The organism is Tautonia sociabilis (assembly GCF_003977685.1).
GTDB lineage: Bacteria > Planctomycetota > Planctomycetia > Isosphaerales > Isosphaeraceae > Tautonia > Tautonia sociabilis.
The window spans coordinates 49,654-72,732 of sequence record NZ_RYZH01000016.1; the positions used below are offsets into that span (position 1 = coordinate 49,654).

Genomic DNA, 23,079 nt, shown 5'->3' on the forward strand with positions numbered 1-23,079 from the left:
CCCCCTCGTCCTTGCCAATCATCGACCAGCCGGCATAATATCGGCATTCGACATCATCGCCGTCCAATCGTTCTGTCGCAGGGGCGCGGCTCCCCGACTGGCTCCCGAGCGATGGTCGGCCGGGGACGCCCAGGGGCGCGGGGAGGCTCGTCGACCATGATCCGGGCCGGGATCGTGACCAGCGGTAGCTCGGCGCTCGTGGCGCTTCTGGTCATGGGGGCGGGGTGCAGCGGGCCTGACGCCCCCGTCAACGCCGCCGAGTCCGGCGAGGCGGCCGGAGAGGTGACGACGGTTCCGGTCATCCGACCCGAGCGGGCGACGCTCCGCCGGACGACCACCCAGCCCGCGACCGTCCACCCCGACCACCAGGCCGAGATCCACGCCCGGGTCTCCGGCTACCTGGCACTTCTGGAGGCCGACATCGGCGACCGGGTCGAGGCCGGGCAGGTGCTCGGCGTCGTCGACGTCCCCGAGTTGACGAAGGGTCGGCAACGCCGGGAAGCGATGATCGCCCGCCTGGAGGCCGACGAGCGCCGGGCCGCCGCCGAGATCGACCTGGCGGGGGCCGACGTCGAGGCCACCGAGGCCATGAGGGATCAGGAGCTCGCCGAGATCGCCACCGCCCGGGCCGCCCTGGACGCCCAGCGCGCCGAGTTCAACCGCGTGCAGGGGCTCGTCTCCGAGGGGGCCGTCACTGGACAGCTCCTGGACGAGGCCCGGGAGCGGCTCGAGTCGGCCGAGGCGACGCTGGCTTCGGCCGAGGCGGCGGCGGCGTCCGCGAGCGCCAATGTCGACGTCTCCCTGGCGAGGCTCGCCGCCTCGCAGGCGAGCCTGGAGACGGCGAAGGCCGAGACCGAAGTCGCCCGCAAGGAGCTGGAGGAGCTCGACGCAATGATCGCCTTCGCGACCCTCAGGGCGCCGTTCCCTGGGGTGGTGACTCGGCGGCATGTCGACCCCGGCGACCTCGTGCGGGAGGGCCAGGGGGCCGGCCCCGAGGGGCCACTGTTCGTCGTCGCCAAGCTCGACACGGTCCGAGTCCGCGTCGCGCTGCCGGAGGACGACGCTCCCGGAACCGACGTCGGCGATCCGGCGGTCGTCATCTTCCGATCGCTCCCCGGCCGCTCCTTCGAGGGCCGGGTCGACCGCATCGCCCGCGGCCTCGACACCAGCACGCGGACGATGCTCGTCGAGGTCGACCTGCCCAACCCAGGGCTCTCCCTGCTGCCCGGCATGTACGGCGAGGCGACGATCACCCTGGAACAGGCCGAGGGACTGGTCCTGCCCGCCGGCGCCGTCCGCTACGACGAGGAGGGCCGCAGCTTCGTCTACGTTGTCGACGAGACGGACGCGATCCGGGTCGTCAACGTGGGCACCGGCCTCGACGACGGGTCCCGCATTGAGATCACCTCGGGCCTCGACGGGTCCGAGCGCGTCGTCGCTCCGACGATCGACCGCCTGCAGGAGGGGCAGCGCGTCCGGGTCGAGGAGGCCGGCTGATCGGCCCCGGCCAAGAGCCGCCCCCAAGATCGCCTCCCGCCCTCCCGCCTGCCCGAGCCGACGAGCACGCCGATGCCTCTGATCCGATTCGCCCTGCGGAACCCCTACGCCGTCGTCTCGCTGGCCGTCGGGCTGAGCCTGCTCGGCGCCGCGGTGCTGCCCGGGGTGCCGGTCGACATCCTCCCCGACTTCAAGCGACCGGTCGTCGTCAGCTTCTTCTCCTACCCGGGGCTGCCGACCCTGGATATGGAGAAGGGCGTCACCTCCCGGGTGGAGCGGGCGCTAACGCTGGCCGGGGGGATCGAGCACCAGGAATCCCGGACGATCCCGGGGGCCTCGGTGATCAAGGTGTTCTTCCAGCCGGGCACCGACCCCAGCTCGGCGATGAACGACATCGTGAATCTCGAAGCCAGCGACATGTTCCATCTGCCTCCGGGCATCGAGTGGCCGTTCACCCTCCGGAGCGAGCCGGCCAACCTGCCGGTGATCCTGGCGGCCATCGGCGGCGAGGGGCTGAGCGAGAGCGAACTGTACACGATCGGCTACTACGCCGTCCGCAATAAGATGGGCGGCCTCCGGGGGGTGCAGATCCCCCACCCCTTCGGCGGCAAATTCCGGCAGATGATGGTCTACGTCGACCCGGCCCGGCTCCGGGCCGTCGGCCTCAGCGCCCAGGACGTCGTCGAGGCGCTGAATCGCTCGAACCTCGTCCTGGCCGCCGGCACGGCCAGGCTGGGGCACTACGAGTACCAGATTCACCCCGAGAACACGCTGCCGACGACTGAGGAAATCGAGGCGGTGCCGATCGCGATCCGAGACGGCCGCCCCATCTTCATCCGGGACGTCGGCCGGGCGGTCGACGACGCGGCGATCCAGTACAACATCGTTCGCGTCGACGGCAAGCGAAGCGTCTACTGCCCGCTTCTCCGGGAGCCGGGAGAGAACACGATCGCCGTCGTCGACCGCATCCGGGAGGGCCTGGCGACCGAGATCCCGAAGATGAAGGCCCAGGGGGAGATCCCCGAGGCGACCTCGGTGACGCTCGTCAGCGACCAGTCCTCGTACATCCGAGACGCGATGCGGAATCTTGGCTACGAGGTCGGCCTGGGGGCTGTGCTCGTGGCCGTCGTCGTTGCGGCCTTCCTCCGCCGGATCCTGCCGACGCTGGCCGTGCTGCTGGTGATCGCGCTGTCGATGCTCATTGGCAGCCTCGGCTTCGCCTTCAGCGGAGAGACGATCAACGTGATGACCCTCGGCGGCATTTCGCTGGCCGTCGGCACCGTGGTCGACGCCGGCATCGTCGTGATCGAGAACGTGGTCCGGCACCAGCGGATGGGTAAGTCGCCTCTCGACGCCGCCCGGGACGGCGCCGAGGAGGTGGCCGGCGCGGTGCTCGCCGGCACGGTGACGACTTTGGCCGTCTTCATCCCGGCGATCTTCCTCTCGGGGATGATTCGGGACCTGTTCGAGCCGCTCTCGATCGCGGCGACGGCGACGATCGGCGCCTCCTACCTCGTGGCGATGACCGTCGTGCCCGCCTTCTGTGCCCGGTTCGTGCGCTCCCGAGTCCGCCTCGGCGGCGAGGGGCCCGCCGCCGAGGCCGAGGTCCCCGAGCCCCGGGGGGCCTACGCCAGCCTGCTCGGCACCGCGATCCGGTTGCGATGGCTCGTCATCCCCGCGACGGCCGCCCTGGTGCTCGCCTCGGGGCTGCTGCTGCCGGGCATCGGCACCGAGCTGTTCCCCGAGGTCGACGCGGGCACCTTCGAGCTCCGCGTCCGGACGATCCCCGGCACCCGCCTGGAGGAGACCGAGGCGCTGGTCGCCCGGATCGAGGAGACGATCAGGGAGGTGATCCCTCCCCGGGAGATCGAGTCGCTCATCTCGAACGTTGGCCTTCCCGTGGGCAAGGGGGCCGGCTTCTCCACCGTGCTCAGCCCCAACTCCGGGCCCGACTCGGCCTTCCTGGTCGTGAACCTGGCCCGGGAGGGACGGTCAATCGCCACGAGTACGTATATCGGCATGCTCCGTGATCGATTGGCCGAGGAATACCCGGCCGAGAAGTTCTTTTTCGTCAGTGGCGGCATCGTCCACGCGGCACTCAACGAGGGGGTGGCGGCGCCCATCGACATCCAGGTCTCCGCCGGCTCTCTGGAGGCCGCCCGGGCCAAGGCCGAGGAGATCGTCCGAGCCGTCTCGAAGATTCCCGGCGCCGCCGATGTGCAGATCGCCCAGTCCCTCGATTACCCGCAGCTCGACGTGGCGGTCGACCGCACCCGGGCCAAGTACCTGGGGCTCGACCAGGAGGAGGTCGCGCGCACGATCCTCACGGCGCTCGGCTCCAGCGTCGGCCACGCGCCGACCATCTGGATCGACCCGGCCAGCGGCACGGACTTCTTCATGGGCGTCCAGTACGAGACGAACCAGGTCGAGTCGCTCGACGAGATCCGCAACATCCCGCTCTCCCTGAGCACTCCCGACGGCCCGATCACCGTCCCGCTCTCGAACGTGGCGACCGTCAAGCGGGTGAACATCCCCGGGGAGATCGCCCACTACAATATCGCCCGGGTGCTTGACGTGTACGTCAACGTCTCGGGCCGGGACATCGGCTCGGTCGCCGCCGACGTCGACCGCACGCTGGCTGCGCTTCCCGAGGCCCCGGGAGTCAGCCTGACCGTCCGGGGGCCGGTCGCGACGATGAAGGCCGGCGGCCGGACCCTGGGCCTCGGCCTGCTTGTCGCCTCGGTGCTGGTCTACCTGGTGATGCTGGCTCAGTTCCGGTCGCTCGTCGACCCGCTGATCATCATGCTCGCTGTCCCCCTCGGCCTGGCCGGCGTGCTGGCGGCGCTGGCCCTCACCGGGACGACTTTGAATATCCAGTCGCTGATGGGCACGCTGATGATGATCGGCGTAGTGGTCAACAACAGCATCCTGCTGGTTGAATTCGCCAACGTGCTCCGCTCCCGGGGACTCGACGCCGGCCGGGCCGCCCTGGCCGCCGCCCAGATCCGCCTGCGGCCGATCCTGATGACCTCGCTGACCCTGGTCGCGTCGATGCTGCCGCTCTGCGTCCGACTGGCCCCCGGCGGCGAGGCGATGATCCCGCTCGCCCGAGCCCTGGTCGGCGGCATGCTCGCCTCGACCGTCCTCACCCTCTTCCTCGTCCCTTGCGTCTACGCCGTGGTCAAGCAGCGAGCCCCGGCGGCGGCCGACGGCTCGTAGCCCGACCGGTGCGAGCGGCCAGGGGCGAGGGTCACTCCCCCCCGCGCCGGCCATACGGCCCTTCCTCCGGGACCCGGTCGTGCAGCACCTCCGCCACCAGCTCCCGGAGCTTCCTCTCGGCCTCGTCCAGTGCCGCGATCCCCTCGGGGGTGGCCCGGTAGTACTTCCGCCGCTTACCTCTCACGACGTCCGACGAGCAGCTCAGCAGCCCTGCCTGATGCAACTGGTGAAGCATCGGGTAGAGTGTCCCCGGGCCAATGTCATAGTCGTGTCGGCGCAGTTCCTCGATCATCTCGGCGCCGAAGATCGGGGTCTGGGCCGCGTGGTAAAGGACGTGCATCCGCACGAACCCCCCGAAGAACATCCGCGTCAGCACTTCGCCCATGAGATCGTAATCCGATTGGAGAGGCGATCCCGCCCGCCAGTGTCCGATCGGCCGGACTCGGCCCGTGTTGCGACCGGAGCCCGACCCGCTCCGTTGGATCATGGAGGTCGGCCGATGCCGCATGCCCCGCCCGACGTCGTTCGAGTTGACTTCGTGGTTATCCGGAACGCTGAAAGGCGGCTCCTCGCCTGTACATGAATGGATACTGCTTTTGCTTCTCCTCCGGCGTCAGCCGCCGGAGCATCTGGCCGATCGCGCTGATCCGCACTCACGTCTCGCTCGACTCCGGGCGCCATTCGTAGTCCTTGCTGTGCCGACGGTCCCGGCCCCGCCACGCGAAGGTACGCTCCGACACCCAACGCTTCGGCAGCTTCACGAACCCCTCCGCGTCCGGCGGACGCCGCACTCCTTCGACCCAGAATGGGGCCCTCGTCTGCTCCAGCCAGCCGTCCAACTCGTCGTTGCGGTACTTCGCGTCGCCCCAAATCACCTCCAGCCGCGGCAGCCGATCCCGGTCCAGCCGCCCGAGCAGCCCCGGGGCGGTCGCCCCGTCGTCGGCCGAGGCCGCCGTGACCAGCACGGCCAGGAGCAAGCCCAGCGAATCGACGACCATGTGCCGCTTCCGTCCGCTGATCTTCTTGCCGCCGTCGTAGCCCGGCTCGCCGCCGACCTCGGTCCCCTTGACCGTCTGGCTGTCGATGGAATCGACACGCGGCGTCGGATCACGGCCCTCGGCCACCCGGACCTTCACCCGCAAGGCGTCGACGATCCGCTGCCAGGTGCCGTCGTCGCGCCAGAGGGCGAAGTCGTCCCAGACGGTGCTCTTGGGCAGCAGGTCGTGCGGCAGCAGCTCCCACTACTGGCAGCCGGTCCGGGCCTGGTAGAGCAGCATGTTGAGCACCTCGCGGATGTCGGTCTCGCGGGCCGCCCGCCGGGCTTGGCCGGCGGGATCAGGGGCCGGACGACCTCCCATTGGTCGTCGGTCAGGTCGGTCTTGTAGGGCCGACACATCGAGTCCTGGGCAGCTAAACCGTGGCGCGATCTCCCGTTACCGCAGGAATTCTAGGGGTGAGTCGACTTCCCCTGGTGTCCCAGCCAACTTGAAGGCTCCCTGGGCGGCACGGTAACCTATGGGGTGGTAACGAGTTGAAGTCCTCCCACCATGAGGTGCCCCCATGGAATCCTTGGCTCACTTCTGCTGCCAGAACCCCGACTGCAAGGACCATGGCCTCCGGGGCGGGACCAACCTGACCGCCTGCGGTCGCTATGGCCAGCAGAAGCAGTATCGCCTGCTCTACTGCCGCACCTGCAAGGCCCGCTTCTCCGAACGCAAGGGCACCCCGCTGTACCGCTCGCACTTGCCCGAGGCGACGGCCACCTCGATTCTCAAGCACATCGATGACGGGTGTGGCGTCCGTCAGACCGGGCGGCTCGTCGGCGTCCACCGGGACACCGTGATGCGGTACAGCCGCCTGGCGGGCGACCATGCCCAGCGAGCCCACGACGAACTCGTGGCGTTTTCCCCCCCGGACCCGTGAGGTCCAGTTCGATGAGAAGTGGGCCTTCGTCTTCAAGAAGCAGGGGCATTGCGACCCGACTGACCCCGCCGACGAGAACCGGGGGGATTACTGGGACCATGTGGCCTTCGACCCCGAGCACAAGCTGGTCGTCAGCGTGGTCCCCGGGGCTCGGGGGCTCGAAGAGGCCGAGGCGGTGGTAGCCGACTTCCATCGCCGCACCGGTGGGCGGCGGATGCGGCTGATGACGACCGACGGCTACCCGGCGTACGAGACGGCGATCTTGCACACCTACGGCGAGTTGGTCATCCCGCCCCGCACGGGCAGGCAGGCCGGGCCGCCCCGAGACCCCGTACACCGCCGTGCCGAGGGGCCTGAATTACGCCACGGTGGAGAAGCGGCGGGAGAAGGGCCGAGTGGTCGAGATCGTCTGCCGGATCATCTTCGGCACGCTGGCGGCGGTGCTGATGGCCCTGAGGCGGTCGGCAGTCAGCCGGGCGATCAACACATCGTTCGTGGAGCGATACCACGCCACGGACCGCCATCGCAACGCCCGCAAGGCGAGGAAGACCTATCGGTTCTCGAAGGACTGGCGTCAGCATGAGGCGGTGACGGACTTCACGATGTATTCGTACAACGTCTGCTGGCCGGTGAAGACGTTGCGAGTCCGTCGGGGTGATGGCTCCTGGAAGGCCCGGACTCCGGCGATGGCGGCGGGCTTGGCCGACCACATCTGGACGCTCTCCGAGTGGCTGAAGTTTCCGGTCGTTCAACGTGCGTAGGTCACCAGGGGCGGTCGTCCAAAACAGACAATTGCGGTGACCGGTCCCGCCCCGACTCCGAGGGGATTGGGGCGTGTCGTTCATCGGATCGAAGCGGGGCTTGGGAGTGGTCTCTCGGGAAACTGGAACGGCACGGGCTCGGAGGGATCGAACGGGTTCGTAGCGGGACTCGCTGCGAGAGGGGTGCGGCCACAACCGGGACCTTCCCGAGCCAGGCGAAGAGGAACTGGATCGCATTCATCGCAGGTCTTGCCGAGGAAGAGGTCGGGAGGATCGCTTCGGCCTGGAGTCCGAGGGGATCGTGTCCTGCTGTCAGCCCGGTCGCGCGGTCCGCGATCCTGGAGAAAACCGCATCGTGGCGAATCCGCCGTGGCGATCGGGTGAGCAAGGGATCGGGTCCGGTTTGTCATCTTGCGAGCCCAGTGGTCGTTCTCCCATGCGGGACCTCGGCGCGAGGTCGGTCCGAACCACGACGGCGACGAGATCGCCGGGGAGGCACGACGATGATCCTGCTCGTGAAGCTGGCCCTCGCCCTGACCCGGATGGGGCTCCTCGCCGGGGGGGGCGAGTGAGCCCGCACCGCGCGTTGCCGCTCCCCGGAGCGGGGGACCGGCGGCGACCGGCCCCAGGACGATCGCCGCGAGGGGCCGGAGCCTGTGGCGAGGCTCCCCGGCCAGGCCCGCCCCGGTCGCGAACCCCGATGAAAGTGGAAAGACCGGAATGACGACCGATTCCCCGAGCGATTTCCTGGGGCGGATCCGGGTCCGCGCCTGGCGGCTGCATCTCGACACCCCCGGGGTCCTCGCCACGGTGCCGATGCTCCGCGGGGTCTGGGGCGCCGCTCTCCGAGCCACCGATGAGGGGGCCTACCGTGCCCTCTTCGACGTGGGTGACGGCGAGGTTGCCGCCTATCTGATGCGGCCCGCTCCCGCCGAGGCCACGCCCGCCCCCGCCGTTGAGTTTCTCCGGTTCGGGCCGCCCGAGCCGCTTCTCGACGCGGCGACCTGGGCCGCCTGGCGACGCGCCGAGGGGATGGGGCTGGGCCCCGACCGCCTCCCCTTCCGCATCGTCGAAGCCCGCCCGCTGGCCTGGGACGGCTCCCCCCTGGCCCCCGGCCTCCGCCAGCCCGGCTTCACCCTCGACGGCCTCCCCATGCCCGGCAAGGCCGACGGTCGCGCCGACTCGCCCTGTCGCCTCGCCTTCCCCGCCCCCCTCCGGCTCATCCGCGACGGCCGGCTGATTGAGGCCCCCACTCCCGCCGACCTGACGCTGGCCGCCCTGCGGCGCGTCCGCTCCCTTGCCGGGTCGGATGCCGATCCCCTGTGGTCCTCCCGCCGCGACTGGCTCGACGCGGCCCGATCCGTCCCTCACTCCCCCTGGGTCGGCCGACGGCTCGACCTGGTCCGCTACTCCGGCTCCCAGCGCCGAGAGGTCGAGCTCCGCGGCGTCTCCGGCCACCTCGACCTCCCCGCCGGCCCCGGCCCCCTCGGCCCGCTGCTGGCCGCCTCCACTTGGCTGCACCTGGGCAAGGGGACCGTCATGGGACTCGGCCAGCTCATCATCCTTCCTCTCGACGAGTGACCCCACCGGGATCGCCCCGCGACGCTCCGAGGCAGGCGGCTTGATGTTCCATCCCGGTGGTGTGCGCGCTTTTCGCGCACCCTGGATCACTTCCGAGCGGCGTGGACCATCGCCAGGATGCCGACCCGAACCGGCTCAGGGAGCCCCGGCCAGGCGGCGACGACCTCGGCCAGATCCGGCCCGGCCCCCTCGCCAGCGGTAGCACTAGCGGTAGCAGTCAGGAGACGGACGGGGGCGGATCGTGGCGGTTTCCGGCGGGATTGGCGGCCGGGCGATTCGGCGTTAGGTTGACGCAAGTGCTTGCGAGAGTCGGGCTTTGGCGGGGCGTGGCGGAGACTGGCGGAAGTACACCCGGCAGGACTCGAACCTGCAACCCTCAGTTCCGAAGACTGATGCTCTATCCAATTGAGCTACGGGTGCGTGGCGGTCATCCGGTCGGCGGGACGTCTCGGGGGGGTGGATGGGGAGAGCGAGGAGAGGGATCGCGAGGAGCGATCCGGCAACCAGAGACGTCGTCCCGGACGCCTTAGGAGAGTGTATCCGACAGAAGCCGCGATGAACAGGGGTGACAAGGGGACGAGCCGGGAACCCGAAGGGGCATCGGGGGGAGGGAGGCCGATGACGGAATCGGCCGGGGGAGGGAATGGATCGCATCGCGGGGGAGGTTTTGCTAGGCTTGGAGCAATGTGGGATATTCCCGAGAGCGACCCGGTGCCCATCGATTCGAGGGGATCGTCGATGAGGAAGGCCCTTCGCTTCGTTGTGATGGCGGCGGTTTTCTGCGGGGGCATGGTCCCCGGGGTGGTGCTCAAGGCGGCCGTCGGCTCGGAGGAGACAAGCAGGGAGCGGGCGGGGGCCGATCGGCAGGCGATGGCCCTGTTCGAGGCCCGGGTGCGGCCGATCCTGGTTGATCGCTGTGTGAGGTGTCACGGCGAGGAGCGGCAGAAGGGCGGTCTGAGGCTCGACTCGGCGGCCGCGGTGCGAGCCGGGGGGAGGTCGGGGCCGGCGGTCGTGCCGGGGAGCCTGGAGCAGAGCCTCCTGGTCGAGGCGGTGCGCTACGAGGGGCTGGAGATGCCCCCCGACGGCCCGATGCCCGAGGAGGAGGTCGAGGCGCTGGTGCGCTGGGTCGAGCTGGGGGCTCCGTGGCCGGGGGCCGAGCAGGAGGCTCTCGCCCGGGAGGAGCCCGGCTCGTTCACCGAGGAGGATCGCTCCTACTGGGCCTTCCAGCCGGTCCGACGTCCCGAACCGCCCCCGGTGAACGACGAGGGCTGGGCACGCAACCCGATCGACCGCTTCGTCTTCGATCGCCTCGACCGCGCCGGGATGCGTCCGGCCCCCGAGGCCGACAAGCATACCCTCATCCGAAGGGCCTGCTTCGACCTGCTCGGCCTGCCGCCGACCCCGGAGGAGGTTGACGCCTTCCTCGCCGACGAGGCGCCCGATGCCTTCGATCGGCTCGTCGACCGCCTGCTCGACTCCCCTCGGTACGGCGAGCGCTGGGGCCGTCACTGGCTGGACCTGGTGCGCTTCGCCGAGTCCAACGGCTACCGGGCCGACGAGTTCCGCCCCTTCGCCTGGCGCTATCGCGACTACGTCGTCGACGCCTTCAATCACGACACGCCCTACGACCAATTCATCCGAGAGCAGATCGCCGGTGATGAGCTCGATCCCGACAGCCCGGTCGGTCGGGTGGCCACGGGGTATCTTCGGCTCTGGGTCTACGAGTCGAATCAGCGCGACGTGGAAGGGCAGTGGGACGGCATCCTCGACGACGTGACCGACGTCACCGCCGACGCCTTCCTCGGCCTGGGCCTGGGCTGCGCGAAGTGCCACGACCACAAGTACGACCCGATCCTCCAGCGCGACTACTACCGGCTGCGCTCCTATTTCGCGGCGCTGGTTCCCCGGGACGACCTGCCCGTCTTCCCCGCCGTTCCCGGCACCGGGGAGGCCGAGCGTCGGGCCGCCTGGGAGGCGCTCACGGCCGCCACCCGGGCCGAGATCGCCGCGCTGGAGGCCCGCTACCGAGAGCGGGCCGAGTACGACGCGATCACCAAGTTCCAGCCCGAGATGCAGGCGCTGCTCCAGGTGGACGACCCGGCAGCGCTCTCCCCCCGGGAGCGGCAACTGGCCACGCTGGCCTTCCGCCAGGTGGAGATGGAGTACGACAAGATCCCCACCAAGCTCACGGGCGAGAAGCAGCGCTGGGAGGCCCTGGTCGCCGAGCTGAAGCGGTTCGACCCGATCCGGCCGGCTCGAGCGGACGTGGAGACGATTTCCGACGTGTCCGCCGTCGCGCCGCCGAACCCGATTCCGGGCGATCGGTCGGGGGAGGATATCGCGCCGGGGATCCTGTCGATCCTCGACCCGGAGCCGGCCGAGATCCCCGCGCTGCCGGGCTGGCCGTCCTCCACCGGCCGGCGGTCGGCGCTGGCCTCCTGGCTGACCGATCCGGGGAATCCGCTGGTCCCCCGGGTGATGGTCAACCGCCTCTGGCAGGGCCACTTCGGTCGAGGGATCGTGGAGACGGCCAGCGACTTCGGCCGGCTCGGGGAGCCGCCCACGCACCCCGAGCTGCTCGACTGGCTGGCCGCTAGGTTCGTCTCCGAGGGCTGGAGCCTCAAGGCGATGCACCGCCTGATGATGACCTCCAGCACCTACCGCCAGGCCTCGATCCGAGCCGACGCCACCGCCTGCCTCCGGATCGATCCCGGGAACACGCTGCTGTGGCGGATGCCCGTCCGTCGCCTGGAGGCCGAGCCGATCCGGGACGCCATGCTCGCCGTCAGCGGAGAGCTGGACCTCGACATGGAAGGCCCCAGCGTCCAGCCGGAGGAGCCCCGTCGGGCGATTTACACCCGGTTCCTCCGCAACACCAAGGACCCGCTGCTGGCCGCCTTCGACGTGGCCGACGGCTACCTGAGCACCGCGCGGCGGAACGTCACCACGGCCCCCACCCAGTCCCTGCTGATGATCAACGGAGACTGGACCCTCGCCCGGGCTGGGGCCTTCGCCGACCGGATCCTCCGCTCCCCGGTTCCGGACGACGAGGCCCGCGTCGTTCTCGCCTACCGGCTCGCCTTCTCCCGGGCCCCGAGCCGCGCCGAGCTGGCCGACGCCCTCGCCTTCCTCACCGGCGACCTTCCCCCCGCCGCCTCCTCCTCCTTGTCCTCCTGCGAGCAACCGCCGCCCGAGGCGCCGCCGATCGACCGCTCCTGCTGGGTCGACTTCTGCCATGTGCTCTTGAACGCAAACGAATTTCTCTATGTTGATTGACCAGGAACCCTGATTCGAGCCCCTGGCTTCGAGATCCCGGAATCCGGAGACGAGCCGCGTTCCTGGCTCCGCCGCCCTCCGGATTCCGGCGGTTGTCTTCCGTGCCGTCATCCGTCGTTGGTCATCCCACTCCCCTGCCCGCTCCGGAGGCCGGCTGATGAGCTCGCCGATCGAACCGAGACCGACGCCGATCCCGCACCGGGTTTCCCCCCTGTCTCGTCGCGAGATGCTTCTGCGCGGCGGGGCCGGATTCGGGGCGCTGGGCCTGTCGTACCTGCTGGGAGACGCGATCGCCCGGGCCGGCGAGCCCGAGCTGACGCCCGACCCGGCCTCCTGGATCCGGCCAGGAGGCGGGGCCAAGAGCGTCATCTTCGTCTTCCTCGAAGGCGGCCCGAGCCAGCTGGACACCTTCGACCCCAAGCCGGAGGTCAACCGCCTCGCTGGCCAGCCGCTGCCGAAGCACATCAAGCGGGTCATCACGCCGATGGGGGAGATGGAGTCTCCCCTGCTGCCTTCCCGGCGGACGTGGTCGCGCCGGGGGGAGTCGGGCCTGTGGGTGTCGGACTGGCTGCCGCACATCGGCGAGTGCGCCGATGACCTGGTGGTGGTCCGCTCGTGCGTCTCCGACGGGCTGAACCACGTCAACGGCGTCTGCCAGATGAACACCGGGTCGATCCGGGGGGGCCGGCCGTCACTGGGAAGCTGGGCCACCTACGGGCTGGGCACGGAGAACGAGAACCTGCCCTCCTACGTCGTCATCCAGGACAACGAGCGGGCGCTGGTTGCCGGAGGGCCGCGGAACTGGGGGACCGGCTTCATGCCGGCGGTTTACCAGGGGACCCGGATCGGCGGCGGCCTCGAGCCGATCCCCGACCTGCTGCCTCCCGAAGACCTGTCCGACTCCCGCCAGCGCCGCAAGCTCGACCTGCTCGGCCGCCTCAACCGCCGGCACGCCGACGCCCGAGCCGACCAGTCGGAACTGGAGGCCCGCATCGCCTCCTACGAGCTCGCCTTCCGGATGCAGGCCGAGGCCCCCGAGGCCGTCGATCTTTCCCAGGAGACCGAGGAGACGCGACGGCTCTACGGGCTCGATCGCGCGGAGACCGCCACCTTCGGCCGCAACTGCCTGCTCGCCCGCCGCCTGGTCGAGCGCGGCGTCCGCTTCGTCCAGCTCTACCACGGCGCCGGCAGCAAGTGGGACGCCCACTCCGCCATCGAGAAGAATCACACCGAGAACTGCCGATCGATGGACCTGCCCGTCGCCGGCCTGCTCAAGGACCTCAAGCGTCGGGGCCTGCTGGATCAGACCCTGGTGGTCTGGGGGGGCGAGTTCGGCCGCACCCCGATGTCCGAGAAGGGGGACGGCCGCGACCACAACCCCTACGGCTTCACCATGTGGCTGGCCGGCGGCGGGCTGCAAGGCGGCCGCGTCATCGGCCAGACCGACGAGTTCGGCCTGCACGCCATCGAGGACCGCACCCACGTGCTCGACCTGCACGCGACGATCCTTTACCTGATGGGCCTCGACCCCGACCGCCTTGTCTACCTGCACAAAGGCCGCCCCGAGCGGGCGACGCTCAACGAGGGGGTCGTCTCCCGCCGCATCGTCGTCGGCTGACCGACGACCGACCGACACTCGGCCGGCCGCCGCGTTCTCTCCCCTCGATGCGGAACGGCGGCGGGCCCTCGAAATCGAACCGGGCCCCGCCGGCCGAGTCGAACTCGACCGGCGGGGCCCGCGATGCGAACCCGCGGATCGGATCGAGCGGTGGATCAGAAGGGAGCGGCCCGCCCGGCCTCCTGGCGGTTCCGCTCGAACTCCTCGGTGCCCGGAGGGGGAGCGGACATGCCGCCGGGGTTCAGCAGGTTCCGCAGCGCCCGATCGTTGGTCGCTTCGGGCTCGCCGGGGATCAGCATCCCGAACGAGTAGCCGAGCGACGAGAGCAGCCGCTCGACCGGCAGCGGTCGGATGCCCAGGCTGCGGGCCCGGTCGAGCACCTCGGTCTTCGTCTCGGCGAAGGCCTGCTCGGCCAGGCTCATCTCTCGGACCGACCGGGCGTTGGACGGCGTCCGGATCGGCTGGCGCTCGTCGATCACGTAGTAGCTGATGCCGGCGTTCAGCTCACCCCGCTCCTGGCCGCTGCCCGGAGGAGGCAGGTCATAGTCGATCACCCCGCCGGCCGCCTCGATCAGCCGGATCAGGTCGTCCCGGTCGTCCACGCCGTCCCGGTTCATGTCGATCTTGCCGATCAGGGCGAACCGCTGCGGCTCGGTCGGGCTCCAGGCGGCCGAGTAGACCTGGTCGCCGGCGCGGATGGGGTTGGTCTTGTCGAACTCCTCCTCGATCGACGCCACGCTGTCGCGCTCGTTGACCTGCAGCAGCTTGATCCGGGCCTTGGGCTTGTCGGTGGGCAGCCCCGGAGCGTCGGCGTCGAAGACCGAGAGGATCATCTGGGGCCGGGCCCCCTGACTCCGGGTGATGTTCAGCCGGATCCGTCGGGTGCTGTAGTCGACGAAGGTGACGTACCCGTCGGCCACGTCGAGCACCCCCTCCTCCTTCTCGGCCCGGGTCCGCCAGTCGTTGATCTGAGTGAGCAGCCGCTCGCGTTCGGCCTCATAGGCGTTTTGCTGGTTGGCCAGCCGCTGGGCGAGCTGGTCGTTCTCGGCGCGAAGGGTGGCGACCTGGGTCGTCAGGTTATCGATCGTCTGCCGCTGCTGGTCGAAGAGGGTCTCGTACTTGCGGTGCTCGCTGGCCAGGTCGTCTTGGGCCTGTTGGGCGGCCTGCTGCTGGGTGTTCAGCTCGGCCTGGTTCACGTTGTTGACGTTCTCCAGCTGGCGGCGGAGCCGGACATTGTCGGTGGCCAGGGCGCTGGCCAGCGAGGCCTGATTGGCCGTCAGGGAGGCGAGCGTCGCCAGCGAGCCCTTGAAGGTCGGGTTCTGGGTCGACTCGTCGCGGAAGCTCTGGAGCAGGGTGTCGATGTTCTGGCGGAACCGGGCGACCTCGGGGCCGGTCGCCCCTTCCTGCTGGGCCCGGCCGATCGCCTGCACGGCGGCACCCAGCTCGGTGTTCAGCTTCTCGACCAGCGCGTCCTGGTCCTGCTTGATCTGCTGCTCGATGGCGCTCGGGTCGGAAAGGTTCGAGTACCCAGCCCGATCCCGCAACGAAAGCAGGTTGGCGTTGGCCTGCTGAGCCTTCTGGTTGGCCTGCGAGGCCTCGTTCCTGGCCGCCTCAAGCTGCTCCGACGCCTTGCTGTATTCCGAATACAGGAAGTACGACGTCACGGCCAGGATCACGGTCAGCGAGACGAAGATCGCCACCGCGATCTTCAGTCCCTGCGAGTCGTTGGCTGTCGACATGGAAGAAAACTCCCGCCGGCCGGGCCGGATCCGCGGGGGTGGCCGGTCCAGGCTGTCCGCTGGTGCTTGGGGTCGTCGTGACTTCGATTCGAGGGCGGCGATCGCGGGGATCGGTGCCGGATCGCGAGCAGAGGGGAGCGTCCGAAAGAGCAATCTCTCTCTGATTTTAGGAGCCGCTCCCAGGCCGGTCAAACCGGCCCCGGCCGCCGCTCGGCCCCCCGCGCGGATCGACCCGCAGGTTCGACACAGGCCGATGCCGTCCCCTCCACCCGCCGTCGCGACCTTGGACGCCCCCCACCCCCCGACCGTTCCCCCCCTACCCGCTCCGAGTTCCCGATCCTCCCCGTCCCCCCGGCCGGCGACTGCTTGACGCTTGGGAGCCGATCGTCCGACAATCCGGGTTCCCTCGCGACGACAGACTCCGAGCCACCCGCCCACCCGGAACCGGACGATGCAGCCGCCCCGCCGCCGACGCCTCCCGACCCCGACGTCGCTCCTCCCCCAGGCGCTCTGCCTGGTCCTGGCCTGCGGCCCCCTCCCCGCCGCCTCGACGGCCCAGCAAGCCGCCGAGCCCGCCGTCCAGCGGCTTCGCGCCGACGTCTCCTTCCTCGCCGACGACACCCAGGAGGGCCGCTCCCCCGGCTCCGCCGGCATCGAGCGCTCCGCCCAGTACATCGCCCGCGTCTTCGAGGACCTCGGGCTCGCCACCGCCCCCGGCCTCGACAGCTTCGAGCAGCCCTTCGAGATCACCGGCAACCCCCGTCTCGGCAAGTCCCAGGATCTTGTCGCCCGGGTCGACCGTGAGCCCCCCGCCGAGTTCGACGGCAACCTCCGCCGCGATTTCATGCCCCTGAGCATCGGCGGCTCCCTCCGCGCCGAGGGCCTCCCCATCGCCTTCGCCGGCTTCGGCATCACCACCGACGAGGAGGCCGCGTTCTCCTACGACGACTATGCCGGTCTCGACGTCGCGGGGAAGGCCGTCATCCTCCTCCGCCGCGCCCCCGGCTACGACTCCCCCGGCTCCCCCTTCGCCGCCGACGGCCCCCAGCCCCCCGACGTCGCCACCTTCCGGCACAAGGCCACCAACGCCTTCCGCCACGGCGCGAAGATGGTCCTCCTGGTCAACGACGCCGGCAGCCTCAACGGCGACGAGGACGAGCTCCTCCTGTTCACCGCCGCCGGCACCGAGCGCTACACCACCATCCCCTTCGTCCACGCCCGAAGAGCGTTCGTCGACCAGATCCTCGAAGCCGCCGGCGCCCCCAGCCTCGCCGAACTCGAGCAGACGATCGGCTCCGGGGCCGAGCCGACCCCGGCCGGCTTCGTCCTCGACGGCGTCTCCCTCGACGCCGAGATCAACGTCGAGCAGCCCACCATCGTCGCCCGCAATGTGGTCGGCGTCCTCGAAGGTTCCGGCCCGATGGCCGAGGAAACCGTCGTCGTTGGCGCTCACTACGACCACCTGGGCCGGGGAGGAGCCGGCTCGCTCGCCCCCTTCTCCCGAGACATCCACAACGGCGCCGACGACAACGCCTCCGGCACCGCCATGCTCCTGGAAATGGCCCGACGCCTCGCCCGCCGGCCCGACCCCCTGCCCCGTCGGGTCGTCTTCATCGCCTTCTCGGCCGAGGAACGCGGCCTGCTCGGCTCCCGGCATTATGTCAAGAACGCGCCGCTCTACCCGCTGGAGAAGACCGTCGCCATGGTCAACTTCGACATGGTCGGCCGCCTCGGCGACGACCGGGAGCTGACCGTCTTCGGCGTCGACAGCACCCCTGGCCTCCGAGACCTCGTGGCCGCCGTCGGCCCCTCGTATGGCCTGACGATCAAGCCCAACGCCCAGGTCGCCGGCAACAGCGACCATGCCCCCTTCCACGAGAAGGGGATCCCCGTCGCCTTCCTCTTCACCGGTACGCACCGCGACTACCACCGCCCCAGCGACGACACCGAGCGGATCGACTTCGAGGGCATGGCCCGGATCGCCGACTTCGCCGAGGTCCTGCTGCTCGACTTCGCCCGACGTCCCGAGCGCCCCGCCTTCGTCGCCTCCGCCGATCCCGAGCCTCAGCCCCGCCTGGCTGGCTCCTCCGCCTCGCTCGGCACGATCCCCGACTACGACGACTCGATCCAGGGCGTCCGCCTCAACGGCGTCCGAGAGGGAAGCGCCGCCGAGAAGGCCGGCCTCCAGGGCGGCGACATCATCATCGGCTTCGCCGGCCAGCCCGTCGGCACCATCTACGACTTCATGGAGGGCCTCTCCCGCTCCAAGCCCGGCGACACCGTCCCCATCGAAATCCGACGGGGAGACGACACGATCACCCTCGAGGCCACCCTCGACGCCGCCGCCCCCCGAGAGGGCCACGACGACTGACCGATTTCCCGCTCCTCCGCGGACAGCCGACGCCAGGCCTCGGGCCAAGCGATCTCGGGAGGAGGTTGGCCGGTGGCCGGCTCGGGGAGGACCCTCCCCGGGCCGCTCCCCGACCCCCCGGCGTCGATCGCCCAGCATCCACGTTTCCACGTCGCGCGACGGGTGTCCCTCACGATTCCATTGGTTCGGTGTCATGCCGGATTCCTCGGATCGAGGATCATTCCGGTCCTGGGGAGCCTGGGGGCGCGGCGATCCCCGAGGCTCGGGCCTTCCCATCGGGGGTCGACTCGGCCCCCTCCTCGAGTCGATCCCATCCTCCGCCTTCCTCGAACTCTGGTATGATGCTGCTTTGGTTCGATGTCAGATCGATGGCCCGGGGCCGACCCGTCCCCGATCTCCCCGGCGCCGACCGTCGGCGCCGGGCGTGCGACGGGGCCGCCATCGCCATCGCCATCGCCCTCTCGGATCCCTCATCCCGCTTCCGTCCTCGTCCCGGACCCCTCCCGTGACCGCCCAGGGTCCCCGATTCCTGCTCCCGGCCTTGCTTCTGCTCGTCTCGGGCTGCTCGGACGACCATCCTCTGGTCATCGCGACCCCCTGGGACCGCGCCTCCTGCCTCGCGATCGAGCAGGCCCTCCGCTCCCAGGACACCCCCTTTCCCTCCCGCATCCGATGGCTCCGCACCTCCCCCGGGGCCGACCCCTCCCGGATCGCCTCGGCCGGCCTCGGCGTCGACCTGCTGCTCGGCTGGCCCCCCCAGACGCTCGATGCCCTCGATCGCCTCGGCCTGCTGGCCCCCCTCGACGCCGGTGCCGACTCCGATGCCGACTCCGGCCCCCATCGCGTTCTGCTGCCCCCCCGAGGCCCATCGAACGCCCTTCCCCTGGTCCCGGCGCTCGCGGATGACCCCCGCATCGATCCGATCGCCCGCTGCCGGGTCCTGGCCGTCCTCGACCGAGGGGACTGGGACGACGGCTACGCCGCCCTGATCGACCTCGCCGGCCGACCTCCCGCCGGCCCTTTTCTCGCCGATCCCTCCCCGGCACCCCCGCCCTGCCCCGAGGCGGCGGCGCTCGTCAAGGGCTCGACCCATCCCCTCGCCTCCTCGTTCCTGGCGTTCGCCTCGAGATGGAGCGGCGATCCCTCTCCGATGGCCTCCCCGACTCCCGCCGATGCGACCGACCTTGCCGGGGAGATCCTCGCCGCCGAGCTGATCGGGGCCATCGCGATCGACGCCGGAGCGGAGCTTCGCGACGCCCGATCCGCCGCCGACCGCTCCCCGGACGCCCCCTCCTCGGCCTGGGCCCTCGCCCTCCTCGACGAGCCCCCCCCCTGGCCTCCCGCCTCGATCCTGGAGCTGCGCGACGACCCCGACCGCCTGCCCTTGATGGAGACCCTCGCCGAGGCCCTCGTCCGGGACGACGACGCCCGCTCCTGGCTCCGATCCTCCTGGGAGCGTCCCGCCCGCCCCCTCGACCGGGCCTCGCTCCGAGAGCTGGCCGCCGTCGCGGGGGGCCGACTGCTGGCCGAGCCCCTGTTCCTCCCCTGGCTCCGAGCCGAGTGGACCGCCTGGGCCCGCCAGCGCGCCCGAGCGATCGCCCTCGGCCTGGACGCCCAGCGGCCGGGCCCTCCGGATCGGGAGGAGCCGAGATGAGCCGCCTGCTCTGCGAGGGGCTGGTCAAGCGCCTCGACCGAGTCGCCGCCGTCGACGAGGCCAGCCTCGCCGTCGGCCCCGGATCCTGGCTCGCCGTGCTGGGGCCCCCCGGCTCGGGCAAGTCCACCCTCGCCCGACTGATCGTCGGCCTGGAGACCCCCGACCGCGGCGAGATCTTCCTCGACGACCGCCTCCTCCAGTCGACCCGCCCCGCCGAGCGCCGATTCGGCTTCCTCGCCTCGGCCGAGGCCCTCTGGCCGCACCTGACGATCGCCGAGAACGTCGGCTACGCCCTCCGGGTCCAGGGCGTCCCCCGCCGAGATCGCCGCAAGAAGGTCGAGGAGGCGATGGCCAGCGTCGGGGTCGAGGCGATCGCCGACCGCAAGCCCGCCGAGCTGGACGACCTGCAGCGCCGGCGGGCCGAGCTGGCCCGGGCCCTGGTCGACGACCCCCTCGTCCTCGTGCTCGACGAGCCCACCGGCCCCCTCGACCCCCGCAACCGTCCCCTCTTTCGGGACGACCTCCGCCGCCTCCGAGCCGAGTCCGACCGCACCACCCTGGTCCTCACCCACCACCGAGACGACGCCTTCGCCCTCTCCGACCTGCTCGCCGTCATGGACCTGGGGAAGATCGTCCAGGTCGGCACTCCCGCCGAGGTCTACGCCACCCCGGCCGATGCCTTCGTGGCCCAGTTGCTCGGCCCCGCCAACCTGCTCCAGGGGCAGGTGGCCGGCACCTCGACCGCCGGAGAGCTGTTCGTCCGCACCCCGATCGGCCGGCTCGTCGGCCGCCTAGGCTCCCCCTCCCGGCCCGAGCCGCCGATCGGCACTCCCGTGACGGTCGCCATCCGCCCCGAGTCGATCCGGCTCGGCCCCTCCCTGCCGACCGACGCCAACCGCTTCACCGCCACCGTCGAGCGCCAGTCGTTCCAGGGCGCCCTCCGCGCCCTCGACCTTCGGGGCCCCGGCGACTGGCCCCTGGTCGCCTCGGCGCTCCACCCGCAGGCCCCCGACCTCCGCGAGGGCCAGTCCCTCACCGTCGCCGTCTCCCCCGAGCACGTCGTCGTCCTTCTCGGCCGCTACGCCACCGGCCCAAAGGCCGGGGAGCCTTCCCCGTGACCCCTTCTTCCGCGATCCCCCCGACGAGCTCGACCCGCTCCCCCGATCGGCGCCCCCGCCCCCTCGGATCCCCGCTCCCCCCCGATCGAGGGGAGGGACTGACCCTTGCCGGGAAGAGGGGGCCGGCAAGGCCGGGCGCCCGGCCAATCGCCTCCCTCCGACTCGACGGCCTCCCGGGCCCGGCGGCGTTCCGACCCAGGCCCTCCCGATCCCCTTCGGATCGGAGCGCCGAGGCTCCTGGGAGGAGCGGCACGGGAGGGACCTTCGGGCTCCTGCTCGAAGGGGAGGCCGATCGCCCGGTTCCTCCCCCCCCACCCGAGGGATCGGGGGCGAGCCACCGGGCAGAGCCTCCTCGATCCGACGTCCCCCGATCGCTCCGGAGTTCGCCATGAGCCGCCTCCTCCGAGGGCTTGGCGCCTCCGTCAGCCTCGCCCTGGTCCTCGCTCCGCCGCTGGCCCTGGCGATCGCCACGATCGTCGAGCGAGGCCCCTCCGGGGAACTCTTCGCCTCGGTTGTCCGCTGGGGGCTGACCGTCTCGGACCCGTTCGTGCTCACCTGCCTGTGGAACAGCGTCGCGCTGTCGCTCCTGGTCGTCGCCGGCGCCGCCGGCTCCGGGATCGCCCTGGCCCGGGTCGCCCGGTCCCCCTCCGGCTGGCGGCGATCGCTCGCCCTGACGGCCCTCCGCCTGCCGGCCGGCTGCCATCCGTTGCTCGCGGCGATCGGCCTGGGGCTGCTCGCCCCCGCCCTCTCCCCGATAACGGAGGCCCTCCCCTCCCCGATCGGCCCGCTCGTCGCCCGACACGCCCGATGGCTGGCGCTGGGGCTCTCCCAGTTCGGCTTCGCCTCGGCCTGGATCGCCTGGTGGACCTCCCGGGCCCTCGACCGCCTTCGGCCGGAATGGTTGCAGGAGGCAACCCGAGCCGGCGCCGGTCGCGGGTGGATCTGGCGCACCGGAGCCTGGCCGCTGGTCCGCCCCTCGGTCGCCCGAGCCTCGGCCTCGGTCTTCGCGGTCCTGCTGCTGGAGCCGGGAGGCTCGCTTGTCCTTGGTCTTCGGCGCACGATCGGCTCCCAGATCGTCGCCTCCTGCGGGATGACCTCCCGGGCCGACTGGCCCCGGGCGGCCGCCCTGGCGACCCTCGGCCTCGCCGTCTCGGTGGTCGTCCGCCTGATTCTCGTCCGCTGGGCCGGGCCGGACGAACTCCCTCCCCCGGCCTCCGACTCCGGCAACCACCGCCTCCCCGGCCCGATTGCCCCCTCCGGCCCGATTGCCCCCTCCGGCCCGATCCGATCGGCCCTCTCCCTGCTGGCCTTCTCCGCCTGGCTCCTGCTCGTCCTGGCCCCCGCGATCGCCCTGCTCTCCGCCGTCGGGCGATCCCTCGCCGACGAGGCCACCCTGCCGGCGCTGCTCGATCCCCCCTCCCCGATCCTCGGCGCCCTGGCCGTCGGCGCCGGGGCCGCCCTGGCCGCGATGGCGCTCTCCGGACCGCTCGGCTCGACCCGCCTCTCCCGTCCCGTCGGCACCCTGCTGGACTCGATCCCGCCGATCGCCCTCGGGGTCGGCCTGATCGCGCTCTCGGAGCTCTCCCGGCGCTCGATCCCCGCCTCCCCCTCCTCGCCCATCGTCTCGGCGATCCTCCTGGCCCTCGACCCCTACCGCTCCCCCGCCCTGCTCGTCTCCTGGGCGACCGCCCTCGCCCTGCTCCCCTGGGCGCTCTCCGCCGCTCGACGGGCCCTCCCGATCGACACGGAGGCCCTCCAGGACCGCTCCCTCCTCTCCGGTTCCCGGCGTTCCCGCTGCCGGACCCTCCTGTTCGCCTCGCTTGCCCTCCGTCGCCTCCGTTTCCCAATCCTCGGCCTCCTCCTCACCGCCGCCGGGGCCCTCTCCCCCGCCCTCGTGCTCTCCCCCCTCGGCACCTCTCGGCCCCTCGGCGCCACCATCCTCCTCGACCCCGGACTCGGCTCCTCCCCCCTGCTCTGCCTCGCCGGCCTCGCCCTCCTCCTCCAGCTCCTCGGCACCCTGTTGCTCACCTCCAGCGATCCCCTCGGGACCGACGTTTCCTCCCTCCGCTCCTGAGCGCTCCCCCCCCCCGATTCCCTGACCGCCCCTCCCTGATTCCCCGATCATCTCCCCGAGGGGAGTCGTCTCCTCGGCTCTCCTCCACTCCGCTCAACCCGGCGATCGGCTCCTCCCCCTCGAGGGGGCTCTTTGACAAGCGAACCCGTCTCGTCTCCTCCCCTCGTGCTGAACCGTCTTGATTGCGTGCGATCTCGCGTGTGTTTCTTGCCTGGGTCCAGGACGCGTTTAGCATTGCATCCTGCAGT

14 protein-coding genes and 1 tRNA gene are annotated in these 23,079 nt (G+C 71.0%); 11 read left to right on the top strand and 4 right to left on the bottom strand.

Annotation, left to right across the window (positions count from 1 at the left end; translation table 11 throughout):
* Positions 1-156: 156 nt before the first annotated feature.
* Positions 157-1,497, top strand: coding sequence for an efflux RND transporter periplasmic adaptor subunit (locus tag TsocGM_RS10015; protein WP_158633474.1), 1,341 nt, complete (start codon positions 157-159; stop codon positions 1,495-1,497).
* A 72-nt stretch (positions 1,498-1,569) separates the two neighbouring features.
* Positions 1,570-4,716 carry an efflux RND transporter permease subunit gene (locus tag TsocGM_RS10020; RefSeq protein ID WP_126725179.1) on the top strand — a complete coding sequence of 1,049 codons (3,147 nt, stop codon included), beginning with the start codon at positions 1,570-1,572 and terminating at the stop codon, positions 4,714-4,716.
* Between the two features lie 31 nt (positions 4,717-4,747).
* Here TsocGM_RS10020 and TsocGM_RS10025 read toward each other — a convergent pair whose 3' ends face one another.
* Together TsocGM_RS10025 and TsocGM_RS10030 are read right to left on the bottom strand one after the other, a co-directional pair.
* Positions 4,748-5,101, bottom strand: coding sequence for a PadR family transcriptional regulator (locus TsocGM_RS10025; protein ID WP_199756748.1), 354 nt, complete (start codon positions 5,099-5,101; stop codon positions 4,748-4,750).
* A 268-nt stretch (positions 5,102-5,369) separates the two neighbouring features.
* On the bottom strand, positions 5,370-5,951 hold the full coding sequence (locus TsocGM_RS10030) for an IS5 family transposase (RefSeq protein WP_126725180.1): 582 nt from the start codon (positions 5,949-5,951) through the stop codon (positions 5,370-5,372).
* Between the two features lie 325 nt (positions 5,952-6,276).
* On the opposite strand from TsocGM_RS10030, the gene TsocGM_RS10035 reads away from it, so the two are divergent.
* The 3 genes from TsocGM_RS10035 (at position 6,277) to cas6 (ending at position 8,981) form a co-directional block, all read left to right on the top strand.
* Positions 6,277-6,639 carry a hypothetical protein gene (locus tag TsocGM_RS10035; RefSeq protein WP_199756749.1) on the top strand — a complete coding sequence of 121 codons (363 nt, stop codon included), beginning with the start codon at positions 6,277-6,279 and terminating at the stop codon, positions 6,637-6,639.
* A gap of 341 nt (positions 6,640-6,980) precedes the next feature.
* Positions 6,981-7,400: a hypothetical protein gene (locus tag TsocGM_RS10040; protein ID WP_126725181.1), complete on the top strand. Its 420-nt coding sequence runs from the start codon at positions 6,981-6,983 to the stop codon at positions 7,398-7,400.
* Between the two features lie 720 nt (positions 7,401-8,120).
* Positions 8,121-8,981, top strand: a complete 861-nt coding sequence (cas6, locus tag TsocGM_RS10045) for a CRISPR system precrRNA processing endoribonuclease RAMP protein Cas6 (RefSeq protein WP_126725182.1) — start codon at positions 8,121-8,123, stop codon at positions 8,979-8,981.
* A gap of 346 nt (positions 8,982-9,327) precedes the next feature.
* Here cas6 and TsocGM_RS10050 read toward each other — a convergent pair.
* Positions 9,328-9,401, bottom strand: a tRNA-Arg gene (locus TsocGM_RS10050).
* Positions 9,402-9,719: 318 nt separating this feature from the next.
* On the opposite strand from TsocGM_RS10050, the gene TsocGM_RS10055 reads away from it, so the two are divergent.
* Complete coding sequence (locus TsocGM_RS10055; RefSeq protein WP_158633475.1) at positions 9,720-12,257, top strand: PSD1 and planctomycete cytochrome C domain-containing protein; 2,538 nt, start codon at positions 9,720-9,722, stop codon at positions 12,255-12,257.
* A 157-nt stretch (positions 12,258-12,414) separates the two neighbouring features.
* Entirely contained in the window at positions 12,415-13,875 is a 1,461-nt protein-coding gene (locus tag TsocGM_RS10060) for a DUF1501 domain-containing protein (RefSeq protein ID WP_126725184.1), read from the top strand.
* A gap of 155 nt (positions 13,876-14,030) precedes the next feature.
* On the opposite strand, the gene TsocGM_RS10065 is transcribed toward TsocGM_RS10060, so the two are convergent.
* Entirely contained in the window at positions 14,031-15,614 is a 1,584-nt protein-coding gene (locus tag TsocGM_RS10065; protein WP_126725185.1) for a coiled-coil domain-containing protein, read from the bottom strand.
* 451 nt (positions 15,615-16,065) lie between these two features.
* Here TsocGM_RS10065 and TsocGM_RS10070 point away from each other — a divergent pair, with 451 nt between their 5' ends.
* The 4 genes from TsocGM_RS10070 (at position 16,066) to TsocGM_RS10085 (ending at position 22,831) form a co-directional block, all read left to right on the top strand.
* A complete protein-coding gene (locus TsocGM_RS10070; RefSeq protein WP_126725186.1) occupies positions 16,066-17,985 on the top strand; it encodes a M20/M25/M40 family metallo-hydrolase in 1,920 nt (639 codons plus the stop codon).
* 505 nt (positions 17,986-18,490) lie between these two features.
* Positions 18,491-19,639, top strand: a complete 1,149-nt coding sequence (locus tag TsocGM_RS10075; protein ID WP_126725187.1) for a hypothetical protein — start codon at positions 18,491-18,493, stop codon at positions 19,637-19,639.
* A complete protein-coding gene (locus TsocGM_RS10080) occupies positions 19,636-20,757 on the top strand; it encodes an ABC transporter ATP-binding protein (RefSeq protein WP_126725188.1) in 1,122 nt (373 codons plus the stop codon). The genes TsocGM_RS10075 and TsocGM_RS10080 overlap by 4 nt, the downstream gene beginning before the upstream one ends.
* A gap of 388 nt (positions 20,758-21,145) precedes the next feature.
* Positions 21,146-22,831 carry a hypothetical protein gene (locus TsocGM_RS10085; protein WP_126725189.1) on the top strand — a complete coding sequence of 562 codons (1,686 nt, stop codon included), beginning with the start codon at positions 21,146-21,148 and terminating at the stop codon, positions 22,829-22,831.
* Positions 22,832-23,079 lie beyond the last annotated feature (248 nt).